The sequence below is a fragment of the Bacillus sp. FH genome (assembly GCF_052216825.1).
GTDB classification, from domain to species: Bacteria; Bacillota; Bacilli; order Bacillales; family Bacillaceae_G; genus Bacillus_A; species Bacillus_A paranthracis.
This window is the reverse complement of record NZ_JBQOUU010000001.1, coordinates 2,483,315-2,496,084: the sequence shown is the minus strand read 5'-3', so window position 1 is coordinate 2,496,084 and position 12,770 is coordinate 2,483,315. Positions and strand designations below refer to the sequence as shown.

Below are 12,770 nucleotides of genomic sequence, written 5' to 3'. Positions count from 1 at the left end.
GCACAAGGGGGAGACGGGCATGCATTTTAAACTATCAGAAGAACATGAAATGATAAGAAAAATGGTTCGAGACTTTGCTAAGAATGAAGTAGCACCGACGGCAGCTGAGCGTGATGAAGAAGAGAGATTTGATCGTGCAATATTTGATCAAATGGCCGAGCTTGGTTTAACTGGTATTCCGTGGCCTGAAGAATACGGCGGAATTGGAAGCGATTACTTAGCATATGTAATTGCTATTGAAGAATTATCGCGTGTATGTGCTTCTACAGGTGTAACATTGTCTGCACATACTTCGCTTGCTGGTTGGCCAATTTTTAAATTTGGAACAGAAGAGCAAAAGCAAACATTTTTACGACCGATGGCTGAAGGAAAGAAAATTGGTGCGTACGGCTTAACGGAGCCAGGGTCTGGATCGGATGCTGGTGGAATGAAGACGATCGCCAAAAGAGATGGAGACCATTATGTATTAAATGGATCAAAAATATTTATCACTAATGGTGGTATTGCTGATATTTATGTTGTTTTCGCATTAACTGATCCTGAATCGAAGCAGCGTGGCACGAGTGCATTTATAGTGGAAAGTGATACACCAGGATTTTCAGTTGGGAAGAAGGAGAGTAAATTAGGGATTCGCTCTTCACCAACAACTGAAATTATGTTCGAAGATTGCCGTATTCCTGTAGAGAATTTACTAGGGGAAGAAGGACAAGGGTTTAAGATAGCGATGCAAACATTAGATGGTGGCCGTAACGGTATTGCGGCGCAAGCGGTCGGTATTGCACAAGGGGCTTTAGATGCTTCCGTAGAATATGCAAGAGAGCGTCATCAGTTTGGGAAGCCGATTGCGGCGCAGCAGGGGATTGGCTTTAAACTTGCAGATATGGCAACGGATGTGGAGGCGGCGCGTCTTCTAACATATCAAGCAGCTTGGCTGGAATCGGAAGGGCTTCCGTATGGGAAAGAGTCAGCGATGTCAAAAGTATTTGCAGGTGATGCAGCGATGAAGGTGACGACGGAAGCGGTACAAGTATTTGGTGGTTACGGTTATACGAAAGATTATCCAGTAGAGCGATACATGCGAGATGCAAAGATTACACAGATATATGAAGGAACACAAGAGATTCAAAGGCTCGTAATTTCTCGTATGTTAACGAAGTAGGATCAAAGGCGTAGGTATTTTCCTACGCTTTTTCCTTCCAAAAAATAATAGAGAGGTGAAGGGGATGGTTAAACATAATGTGCATGCATCAGTGAAAGATGAAAAATTAGTTGCGTTAAGGCGTGAACAAATGATTAAAGGTGCAGTACAACTGTTTAAACAAAAAGGATTTCCGCGTACAACAACGAGAGAGATTGCAAAGGCAGCTGGATTTAGTATTGGAACGCTTTATGAATACATTCGTACAAAAGATGATGTTTTGTATTTAGTTTGTGATAGTATTTATGAACATGTAAAAGAAAGGTTAGAGGAAGTAGTTTGTACGGAAAAAGGAAGTGTAGAAAGTTTAAAGATAGCAATAACGAATTATTTTAAAGTGATGGACGAATTGCAGGAAGAAGTATTAATAATGTATCAAGAGGTACGCTTTTTACCGAAAGAATCACTCCCGTACGTATTAGAAAAGGAGTTTCAAATGGTAGGAATGTTTGAGAATATTTTAGAACAGTGTACGGAAAACGGAACATTTACATTAAATAAAAAAGAAATACAGCTTCTTGCGCATAATATTTTTATACAAGGACAGATGTGGGGATTTCGACGTTGGGCGTTGCAAAAGCTATATACGCTCGAGGAATATACAGACATGCAAATTAGGTATGTATTACAAGGGGCCCATATGCTTCCGAAATAAGGAATGCACGAATTATAATTTTACTACCCTATAAAAGTTTCCCGTTTTTTTTGTAGCATATTTGTGCGACTTTTGTTTATAATGAATAGTATGGATTTTTTTAAGCAGGCCGTTATATATAAGGTTATATTTGATGAAAGGAAGTGCCGCATAAGTGGATTTTAAGCAATATTCACCAGAAGAGCTAAAAGAATGTTCAATGATTGAAGTTGTACATAGCGTTTTAGGGGATAAAAAACAAGCAACGACATTCAACGAGTTGGTTCAAGAAATCGCTCAAGTGCTGGGACTATCTCAAGAGCAAGTTAATGCGAAGATCGCACAATTTTATACAGACTTAAACATCGATGGACGTTTCATTAATTTAGGAGAAAATCGTTGGGGATTACGTAGCTGGTACCCATATGAGCAAATTGATGAAGAAATCTTGCCTCAACCAAAACCGAAGAAGAAACGTAAAGTTGAAGAAGACGGTTTTGACGACTACATTGAAGAAGATGAAGATGACTTTGATGATGTAGACGGAAATGAAGACGAAGATGATGATGTAGAAGATTTGGACAAGGTTCTTGAAGACGAAGACGGAGACGACGATGATCTTGATGATTTAGAGGACGATGAAGATGACTTCGCTGAAGAAGAACTTGAGTATGATGAAACTGAAGAAGAAGAAGAGGAAGAACTGTAGTTCTTGACTTTTCATTATCGTCCATGTAGAATCATTTTTGGGCTCTTTAAAAAAGGACGATAATACTTTTAAAGTGTAAATATAAAAGAAAATTGCTCCCTACTTATTACTTTATGTGATGAGGGGAGCAATTTTCTTTTTTGTTTTTTGTTTAGAAAATAAAAAGAGTCTAACAATAAGATGGATACAGTGTTATCTACATACGTTGCGCTTTGCAACGGTGATTATATAACAGCAAAATAGAAGGGAGCTTTTTCATGACTAAGTATATTTTTGTAACAGGCGGTGTAGTATCGTCTTTAGGTAAAGGTATTACAGCAGCATCTCTTGGAAGACTTTTAAAAAATCGTGGTTTAAACGTAACAATTCAAAAGTTTGATCCATACATTAACGTAGACCCAGGGACTATGAGCCCATACCAACACGGTGAGGTATTCGTAACAGATGATGGTGCAGAAACTGACTTAGACCTTGGTCACTATGAGCGTTTCATCGACATCAACTTAAACAAATACAGCAACGTAACAACAGGTAAAATTTACTCTTCAGTTCTTCAAAAAGAGCGTCGTGGTGAATACCTAGGAGGAACAGTTCAAGTTATTCCTCACATTACTAACGAAATTAAAGAGCGCGTATACCGTTCTGGTCGCGAAACAAACGCGGACGTTGTTATTACAGAAATCGGTGGAACTGTTGGTGACATCGAGTCTCTACCATTCTTAGAAGCAATCCGTCAAATTAAGAGCGACATCGGTCGTGACAATGTAATGTACATTCATTGTACGTTAATCCCGTACTTAAAAGCAGCGGGTGAAATGAAAACAAAACCAACGCAACATAGCGTTAAAGAGCTTCGCAGTTTAGGTATTCAACCAAATATTATCGTTGTTCGTACAGAAATGCCTGTTTCTCAAGATATGAAAGACAAGCTTGCATTATTCTGTGACATTGATACAAAAGCAGTTATTGAAGCACGCGATGCAGATACTTTATATGCAGTTCCATTATCTCTTCAAGAGCAAAATATGGACCAAATCGTTTGCGATCACTTAAAATTAGACAATCCAGCTGCAGATATGACAGAGTGGACTGCGCTAGTTGAAAAAGTGCGTAACCTTTCTAAGAAAACAAAAATCGCTCTTGTTGGTAAATACGTAGAGCTTCAAGATGCATACATTTCTGTTGTAGAAGCACTTCGTCATGCGGGTTACTCTTTCGACACAGATGTAGAAGTGAAATGGGTAAATGCTGAGCACGTAACAGCAGAGAACGTACAAGAATTAGTAGGAGACACAGATGGTATCCTTGTACCAGGTGGCTTCGGTGATCGTGGTGTAGAAGGTAAAATCGTTGCAATTCAATATGCTCGTGAAAACAAAGTTCCATTCCTAGGAATTTGCTTAGGTATGCAACTTGCATCAATCGAATTCGCACGTAACGTATTAGGATTAGAAGGAGCTAACTCTTCTGAAATTAATCCTGACACACCTTACGCAATCATCGACCTATTACCAGAACAAAAAGATGTAGAAGACTTAGGTGGTACACTTCGTCTTGGTCTATATCCATGTAAGCTTGCTGAAGAAACAAATGCTTACAACGCTTACAATGAGCCGGTTGTATATGAGCGTCATCGTCATCGTTATGAGTTCAACAATCAATTCCGTCCGGATATGGAAAAAGAAGGATTTGTATTCTCTGGTACAAGCCCAGATGGCCGTCTAGTTGAAATCATTGAATTAAAAGATCACCCTTGGTTCGTGGCAGCACAGTTCCACCCAGAACTTGTTTCTCGTCCAAACCGTCCACAGCCATTGTTCCATGACTTCGTAAAAGCTTCTATTACGAATAAAGAGAGCAAGTAATAAAAAAGCGCCTGAAATAGGGCGCTTTTTTTAATATTCATTTAACATTTCATCGATTGTAAATTTGATTCCGTGATATGCAAATAAAGCTATCATTAAGCTTGGGAATCCGTAGCGATTACCTTCATCGTCTGGAATAAGCCCTTTTAACAGTTTTGTATCAATATGTACATCTGTATATTGTTCTAGTGATTCATTGCCTTCTTGAATAGCAGAGATGCCGATAATAGAGTGTCCATCTGCTTGCAGTTTTTTTGCTATTGCTACAACTTCTTCATCTGTTGAAAAACGGCTAATAAGAAGCACACGATCTGCAGAAGTTACTTCTACTTCTTTACCATTTTCAAAAAATCGTTTTGCTTGCTTCATTGGTTCAGCACCGAATAGTGCTTCAGCAACAACGCCCTCCATTTCATTTGTACCATGTAAATAAATGAAACCTTCGCCAACTAATGCTTGAGCAAGTAGACGGGCGCTATCTTCTATATTCATTTCCTCTTTTTGAGAAACTCTGGAAAAATAACCGCTTAATTGGGTTGAAAAAATTTTTAACATAATGTTACTCCCTTCGTACGTGTTTACCGGCTTTCATTATAGTTTATTTTTTTAGAAAGGTGAAATCGAAGGTGGCATAACAAAATAGGAAACGGTAAAATAAGAAAGAAATAGGAAGGAATTTGGTAAAGAATAGCGAAAATTAATCGTTAAGATATAAGAAGCTTTAAATCTTGTACTTACACAGAAAGGTTGGGAGTTATGGAAGGGAAAATTTTAATCGTTGATGATCAATATGGCATTCGTGTGTTATTACATGAAGTGTTCCAAAAAGAAGGTTATCAGACATTCCAAGCAGCGAATGGATTTCAAGCTTTAGATATCGTGAAAAAAGATAATCCAGATTTAGTTGTGTTAGATATGAAAATTCCAGGTATGGATGGTATAGAGATTTTAAAGCATGTAAAAGAAATTGATGAGAGTATTAAAGTGATTTTAATGACTGCTTATGGAGAGCTTGATATGATCCAAGAAGCAAAAGATTTAGGTGCTTTAATGCATTTTGCTAAACCATTTGATATTGATGAAATTCGTCAAGCGGTGAGAAATGAACTCGCTGTAGAGGCTTAAAAATGAATTTTTTATAAAAAATATGGAAAAAAGCGTTTACATGGACTATTGTGCAGGTGAATACGGTTGAGTTTTTGAGTACAAGTTGTTATCCTATTGAGTGTAGAAAAAAGTCCGGTATGTAGATATACATATTTTACCTTATTCTGGTCATACTACCAGCGATAAGAACTTATCGGATACAAAAAACGTTTTTTAGGAGGATTCACCATGCCTTTAGTTTCTATGAAAGAAATGCTAAACAAAGCACTAGAAGGAAAATACGCAGTTGGTCAATTCAACATGAACAACTTAGAGTGGACTCAAGCTATCTTAGCTGCTGCGGAAGAAGAAAAATCTCCTGTAATCCTAGGTGTATCTGAGGGTGCAGCTCGTCATATGACTGGTTTCAAAACAGTTGTAGCTATGGTTAAAGCTTTAATCGAAGAAATGAACATCACTGTTCCTGTAGCGATTCACCTTGACCATGGTTCAAGCTTCGAAAAATGTAAAGAAGCAATCGATGCAGGTTTCACATCTGTAATGATCGACGCTTCTCACCACCCATTCGAAGAAAACGTAGAAACTACTAAAAAAGTAGTAGAATACGCACACGCTCGTAACGTATCTGTTGAAGCTGAGCTTGGAACAGTTGGCGGACAAGAAGACGACGTAATCGCTGAAGGCGTAATTTACGCTGACCCAGCTGAGTGTAAGCACCTTGTTGAAGCAACAGGTATCGATTGCCTAGCTCCAGCTTTAGGTTCTGTACACGGTCCTTACAAAGGTGAGCCTAACTTAGGATTCGCTGAAATGGAACAAGTTCGTGACTTCACTGGCGTACCTTTAGTATTACACGGTGGTACTGGTATCCCAACTGCTGATATCGAAAAAGCTATCTCTTTAGGTACTTCAAAAATCAACGTAAACACTGAGAACCAAATTGAGTTTACAAAAGCTGTTCGTGAAGTATTAAACAAAGACCAAGAAGTTTACGATCCTCGTAAATTTATCGGACCTGGCCGCGACGCTATCAAAGCAACTGTTATTGGTAAAATTCGCGAATTCGGTTCTAACGGTAAAGCGTAAGAATAAAATTCCGTTTTGGAAACCGTCTACTCTTTTAGACGGTTTCCTTTCGTTGTATAATGAAAGCGTGAACAAGTCTAAAGATTTTATCATTTTGTTTTTGAAATAGAAAATAATGTGCATAGTCCTATTAATAAATGTGATAATGTATCTAAATTGATAAAGTAAATTCGATAAATAGTTAATCTTTATCTTTTTGTATTACAGGAGAAATGAAGATGATGGTTTCCTATTTATTGAGTGTTAGGGTGGAAAGAGTGATTGAGATTCTTAAGGGGGAGCTTTCTATAAAAATATAGAAAGTAAATACATTCACAAGAAGGGAGCTCAATATGGAAAAATTGCTAATTGAAGGCGGAAGAGCTTTAAATGGAACAATTCGTGTGAGTGGTGCAAAGAACAGCGCCGTTGCACTAATTCCAGCGACAATTTTAGCAGATACTCCAGTAACTATTGGTGGTGTCCCTAATATTTCGGACGTGAAAATGTTAGGAGACTTACTAGAGGAAATTGGAGGAAGAGTAACGTATGGACAGGAGGAAGAGATGGTAGTCAATCCCTCTAACATGGTTGCAATGCCTTTACCAAATGGAAAAGTGAAAAAATTGCGTGCTTCTTATTATTTAATGGGTGCGATGCTTGGCCGTTTTAAAAAAGCTGTTATTGGGCTTCCAGGTGGATGTCACTTAGGACCGAGGCCGATTGATCAGCACATTAAAGGATTTGAAGCGTTAGGTGCACATGTTACGAATGAACAAGGTGCTATCTATTTAAGAGCAGATGAACTACGAGGGGCACGTATTTATTTAGATGTTGTTAGTGTAGGAGCTACGATTAATATTATGCTAGCAGCTGTACGAGCGAAAGGTAGAACTGTTATTGAAAACGCAGCGAAAGAACCAGAGATTATTGATGTAGCTACACTGTTAACTAGCATGGGAGCACGCATTAAAGGTGCTGGTACAGATGTAATCCGAATTGATGGTGTGGATTCATTGCACGGTTGTCATCATACGATTATTCCAGATCGTATTGAAGCGGGTACGTATATGATTTTAGGTGCTGCGTCAGGAGGAGAAGTAACAGTTGATAATGTTATTCCTCAGCATTTGGAGTCAGTTACTGCAAAATTAAGAGAAGCTGGTGTCCAAGTTGAAACGAATGATGACCAGATTACAGTGAACGGTGATAGAAGATTAAAAGTAGTTGATATAAAAACGCTTGTATATCCAGGTTTCCCAACAGATTTACAACAGCCATTTACAACACTTTTAACAAAGGCGCATGGAACGGGTGTTGTAACGGATACGATTTATGGCGCACGTTTTAAACATATTGATGAATTACGTCGTATGAATGCGCAAATTAAAGTAGAAGGTCGGTCAGCTATCGTAACTGGTCCTGTTTTATTACAAGGTGCAAAAGTGAAAGCGAGTGATTTGCGAGCTGGAGCAGCCCTTGTTATTGCAGGATTGATGGCGGATGGAATTACAGAAGTAACCGGACTTGAGCATATTGATCGTGGCTATGAAAATATAGTAGACAAGCTTAAAGGGCTTGGTGCAAACATTTGGCGAGAACAAATGACAAAGCAAGAAATTGAAGAAATGAAGAACGCATAAGTGATACTTCCGCGAGGGGGAAGCGAAGCATCACTACTTGCGGAAGTACACTTTATAGAAAAACACGATTCACAAAATACGGCAGAAATATAAAGACTTAAAGGAGAGGGATTATCGTGGAAAGAAGTTTATCTATGGAGTTAGTACGTGTAACAGAGGCTGCAGCTTTATCATCAGCGCGTTGGATGGGACGCGGGAAAAAGGATGAGGCAGACGGTGCAGCAACATCAGCTATGCGTGATGTATTTGATACAATTCCGATGAAAGGTACAGTTGTAATTGGTGAAGGTGAAATGGATGAAGCACCAATGCTATATATCGGAGAAAAATTAGGTACAGGATATGGTCCGCGTGTAGACGTTGCAGTTGATCCTTTAGAAGGGACAAACATTGTAGCAGCTGGTGGATGGAATGCTCTTGCTGTTATTGCAATTGCAGATCATGGTAATTTGTTACATGCTCCTGACATGTACATGGATAAAATCGCGGTTGGCCCAGAAGCAGTTGGGGCGGTCGATATTGATGCGCCTATTATCGATAACTTACGTGCAGTTGCGAAAGCGAAAAACAAAGATATTGAAGATGTTGTAGCGACAGTTTTAAACCGTCCACGTCATCAAGCAATTATTGAAGAAATTCGTAAAGCTGGTGCTCGCATTAAATTGATTAATGATGGAGACGTAGCTGGCGCAATCAACACCGCATTTGATCGTACAGGTGTAGATATTTTATTCGGCTCTGGTGGCGCGCCTGAGGGTGTGTTAGCAGCAGTTGCATTAAAATGTTTAGGTGGAGAAATTCACGGGAAATTATTACCACAAAACGAAGCTGAATTGGCGCGTTGCAAAAAGATGGGCATAGAAGACATCAACCGCATCCTTCGCATGGAGGACTTAGTAAAAGGTGACGATGCAATCTTCGCAGCAACAGGCGTAACAGACGGAGAACTACTACGCGGCGTTCAATTTAAAGGTAGCGTAGGAACAACACAATCCCTTGTTATGCGCGCAAAATCAGGCACAGTACGCTTCGTAGACGGACGTCACAGCTTAAATAAAAAACCGAACTTGGTTATTAAGTAAAAAGCGGAGGTGGCTTGCTCAGAAGGGGGGAATGACTGATCCTTCTAGCCACCGAACATTCTAGCCGCTGAAGCTGGATTAAATAAAAAGCGAAGACAAATTTTCTTGTCTTCGCTTCTTGTATTTGTGTTTCAACGTATTGATTAAAACTAGATAAAAGGGTTACAATAGTGAATATTACCCTACTTGAACTTATTGCCTTTCATTATTAATTATTTGCCTTCCGTATTTTTTCCCTTTACCCATGTGAAAAGAGAATAACGTTAAAGTGTGGTGTCTGAATGAATTTGTCAATTGCAGCATTAGAAAACATGAAATTAAAAGAGTTATACGAGCTTGCGAAAGAATTTAAAATTTCGTATTATAGCAAATTAACGAAAAAAGAGTTAATCTTCGCCATTTTAAAAGCTCGAGCAGAAAAAGAAGGTTTCTTCTTCATGGAAGGCGTATTAGAAATTATTCAATCAGAAGGATTTGGATTCCTACGTCCTATCAACTACTCTCCAAGCTCAGAAGATATTTATATCTCAGCTTCGCAAATTCGTCGTTTCGATTTACGTAATGGAGATAAGGTTTCTGGTAAAGTACGACCTCCGAAAGAAAATGAACGCTACTTTGGGTTATTACAAGTTGAAGCTGTAAACGGAGATGATCCAGAGTCAGCAAAAGAGCGTGTGCATTTCCCTGCATTAACACCATTATACCCAGATCGCCAAATGAAATTGGAAACGGAACCGAAAAAGTTACCGACACGCATCATGGATTTAATTGCACCAGTTGGATTTGGACAACGTGGTTTAATTGTCGCGCCTCCAAAGGCTGGTAAAACTAGTCTATTAAAAGAAATCGCACACAGTGTTACAACAAATCATCCGGAAGCTGAATTAATTGTCCTTTTAATTGATGAGCGTCCAGAGGAAGTAACAGATATTGAACGTTCTGTTAAAGGAGATGTTGTAAGCTCTACTTTTGATGAAGTACCAGAAAATCATATTAAAGTAGCAGAACTTGTGTTAGAACGTGCAATGCGTCTTGTAGAGCACAAAAAAGATGTTATCATTTTAATGGATAGTATTACCCGTTTAGCGCGAGCTTACAACCTTGTTATTCCGCCAAGTGGTAGAACATTATCGGGTGGTATCGACCCAGCTGCCTTCCATAGACCGAAGCGTTTCTTTGGAGCTGCACGTAATATCGAAGAAGGCGGTAGCTTAACAATTTTAGCAACAGCTCTTGTTGATACAGGATCTCGTATGGACGATGTAATTTACGAAGAATTTAAAGGAACTGGAAATATGGAACTTCATTTAGATCGTTCATTAGCTGAGCGTCGTATCTTCCCGGCAATTGATATTCGCCGTTCTGGTACACGTAAAGAGGATCTATTAATTCCGAAAGAACATTTAGACAAACTATGGGGTATTCGTAAAACAATGCGTGATACACCAGACTTTGTTGAAGGTTTCTTACGTAAACTTCGTCAAACAAAGACAAATGAAGAATTTTTACAAAACATTGTTGCAGATTCGAAAAGATATGTAACAACGAAGTAAAGGGAAAAGATTGGGACTCGCTTATTTTATGGTAAGCGAGTTTTTTATGTTTTTTAGGTGATCTTAAAGAGAGATGAGTGGAAGGGCATTAGTTGGTTCTAGTTGGATGAGCGGCCTCCATTTTAAGATAATATCCAGCTTCAGCGGCTAGAATCTCCGGTCATTTCACTCTCTCGCTCGAAGCAAAAAGCGCTTCAAGGTCGAGAGTTCCAAATAGCCTGCGATTCTGAGCGAGCCGCTTCTGCTTTTAAATGATATCCAGTTCCGGTGGCTAGCTCTTCGCATCTAAGAACCTTCCGCCCGAAAGGTAAAAAGCACCTTTCGGGCGAAAGAACCTTAGCTGGTCAGAGCTGAGCGAGCCCCCTCCACTTTAAAGATAATATCCAGCTTCAGCGGCTAGAATGGTCGGTGGCTTCGCGTCTTCCTACGAGGCAAAAAGCGCCTCTACGTCAGAAGCTCCATCCCCCTCCCATTCTGAACGAGCCGCTTCTGCTTTTAAAATTAAAAAGACAAAAACAGGTAGTTGCAAAATGAAGTTAGCCTTGTTATAATTTCATCATATGTGTTTCATCAATATAGTTGTGTATGCAGCTGAAGATGAAAAACTCTGTTTCGAAAATGATTCAGGGCGGAAGGAGATGAAAAGAATGAAAGCAGGAATTCACCCAGATTACAAGAAAGTTGTATTCATGGACACAAACACAGGCTTCAAATTCTTAAGCGGATCTACTAGAGGATCTAACGAAACTGTTGAGTGGGAAGATGGTAACACTTATCCATTACTAAAAGTTGAGATCAGTTCTGATTCTCACCCATTCTACACTGGACGTCAGAAGTTTGCTACTGCAGACGGACGCGTTGACCGCTTCAATAAGAAATACGGTCTTAAGTAATAAAAACATAAAACAGGCAAGTGTATCTATTCGCTTGTCTGTTTTTTTTGCGAAAATATTATACCTTTACCCTACTTTTAATTAAAAAGTAGATGAAAGGAGAGCTTCATGTACTTAATAAATCAGAACGGTTGGATTGAAGTGATTTGCGGTAGTATGTTTTCTGGTAAATCAGAAGAGCTTATCCGCCGTGTGCGTCGTACGCAATTTGCGAAACAACATGCAATTGTATTTAAACCATGTATTGATAATCGCTATAGTGAAGAAGACGTTGTATCACATAACGGATTAAAGGTAAAAGCAGTTCCTGTTTCAGCTTCAAAAGATATATTTGAACATATCACTGAAGAAATGGATGTAATTGCAATCGATGAGGTGCAATTCTTTGATGGGGACATTGTGGAAGTGGTGCAAGTATTGGCAAATCGTGGCTATCGTGTCATTGTAGCTGGTTTAGACCAAGATTTCCGTGGTCTACCATTTGGACAAGTTCCTCAGCTGATGGCGATTGCTGAACATGTAACAAAACTACAAGCAGTATGTTCTGCATGTGGATCTCCGGCAAGTCGTACACAACGATTAATTGATGGAGAACCAGCGGCATTTGATGATCCGATTATTTTAGTTGGTGCTTCAGAATCGTATGAACCACGCTGTCGTCATTGTCATGCAGTTCCTACAAACAAAGATAAGTAAAACTCGCTGCACAAGGCGGGTTTTTTTCAGAATAGAGAGTGTGAGTGGTGTGAGCCACTTGCGCTTTAAGTTGTGATATCTAGCTCCAGCGGCTAGAATCTCCGGCCATTTCACTCTCTCGCTTGAAGCAAAAAACACTTCAAGGTCGAGAGTTCCAATGGCCTGCGATTCTGAGCAAGCCGCTTACGCTTTTAAATATATCTAGTTCTGGTGGCTAGCTCTTCGCATCTAAGAACCTTCCGCCCGAAAGGTAAAAAGCACCTTTAGGTCGAAAGAACTTTAGCTGGTCAGAGCTGAACGAGCCACCGCCACTTTTAAATATAAT

12 protein-coding genes are annotated in these 12,770 nt (G+C 39.3%); 11 read left to right on the top strand and 1 reads right to left on the bottom strand.

The genetic code is table 11. The features are described 5' to 3' along the window. The first annotated feature begins 19 nt into the window (after positions 1–19). From acdA to pyrG, 4 genes are all read left to right on the top strand, one after another. Positions 20–1,159, top strand: a complete 1,140-nt coding sequence (gene acdA / locus ACTT1L_RS13255; protein ID WP_000545521.1) for an acyl-CoA dehydrogenase AcdA — start codon at positions 20–22, stop codon at positions 1,157–1,159. Between the two features lie 64 nt (positions 1,160–1,223). Then, positions 1,224–1,853, top strand: a complete 630-nt coding sequence (locus ACTT1L_RS13250; protein ID WP_000238604.1) for a TetR/AcrR family transcriptional regulator — start codon at positions 1,224–1,226, stop codon at positions 1,851–1,853. A gap of 154 nt (positions 1,854–2,007) precedes the next feature. Then, a complete protein-coding gene (gene rpoE / locus ACTT1L_RS13245; RefSeq protein WP_000346283.1) occupies positions 2,008–2,541 on the top strand; it encodes a DNA-directed RNA polymerase subunit delta in 534 nt (177 codons plus the stop codon). Positions 2,542–2,798: 257 nt separating this feature from the next. Beyond that, on the top strand, positions 2,799–4,406 hold the full coding sequence (gene pyrG, locus ACTT1L_RS13240; protein ID WP_000170454.1) for a CTP synthase: 1,608 nt from the start codon (positions 2,799–2,801) through the stop codon (positions 4,404–4,406). A gap of 30 nt (positions 4,407–4,436) precedes the next feature. On the opposite strand, the gene ACTT1L_RS13235 is transcribed toward pyrG, so the two are convergent. After that, on the bottom strand, positions 4,437–4,961 hold the full coding sequence (locus ACTT1L_RS13235) for a DUF2529 domain-containing protein (RefSeq protein ID WP_442821946.1): 525 nt from the start codon (positions 4,959–4,961) through the stop codon (positions 4,437–4,439). Positions 4,962–5,162: 201 nt separating this feature from the next. Here ACTT1L_RS13235 and spo0F point away from each other — a divergent pair, with 201 nt between their 5' ends. From spo0F to ACTT1L_RS13200, 7 genes are all read left to right on the top strand, one after another. After that, positions 5,163–5,531 carry a sporulation initiation phosphotransferase Spo0F gene (gene spo0F / locus ACTT1L_RS13230; protein ID WP_000398594.1) on the top strand — a complete coding sequence of 123 codons (369 nt, stop codon included), beginning with the start codon at positions 5,163–5,165 and terminating at the stop codon, positions 5,529–5,531. Between the two features lie 210 nt (positions 5,532–5,741). Continuing rightward, complete coding sequence (locus ACTT1L_RS13225) at positions 5,742–6,599, top strand: class II fructose-bisphosphate aldolase (protein WP_001131850.1); 858 nt, start codon at positions 5,742–5,744, stop codon at positions 6,597–6,599. Between the two features lie 332 nt (positions 6,600–6,931). Further along, positions 6,932–8,221, top strand: coding sequence for a UDP-N-acetylglucosamine 1-carboxyvinyltransferase (gene murA / locus ACTT1L_RS13220; RefSeq protein WP_086706997.1), 1,290 nt, complete (start codon positions 6,932–6,934; stop codon positions 8,219–8,221). 116 nt (positions 8,222–8,337) lie between these two features. Further along, the gene (gene glpX / locus ACTT1L_RS13215) at positions 8,338–9,303 is read left to right on the top strand and encodes a class II fructose-bisphosphatase (protein ID WP_000442336.1); all 966 of its coding nucleotides are present in this window, start codon (positions 8,338–8,340) and stop codon (positions 9,301–9,303) included. A gap of 281 nt (positions 9,304–9,584) precedes the next feature. Next, complete coding sequence (rho, locus tag ACTT1L_RS13210; RefSeq protein ID WP_001053898.1) at positions 9,585–10,856, top strand: transcription termination factor Rho; 1,272 nt, start codon at positions 9,585–9,587, stop codon at positions 10,854–10,856. Between the two features lie 647 nt (positions 10,857–11,503). After that, complete coding sequence (locus ACTT1L_RS13205) at positions 11,504–11,749, top strand: type B 50S ribosomal protein L31 (protein WP_000643437.1); 246 nt, start codon at positions 11,504–11,506, stop codon at positions 11,747–11,749. A 108-nt stretch (positions 11,750–11,857) separates the two neighbouring features. Next, entirely contained in the window at positions 11,858–12,445 is a 588-nt protein-coding gene (locus ACTT1L_RS13200) for a thymidine kinase (RefSeq protein ID WP_000280862.1), read from the top strand. Positions 12,446–12,770 lie beyond the last annotated feature (325 nt).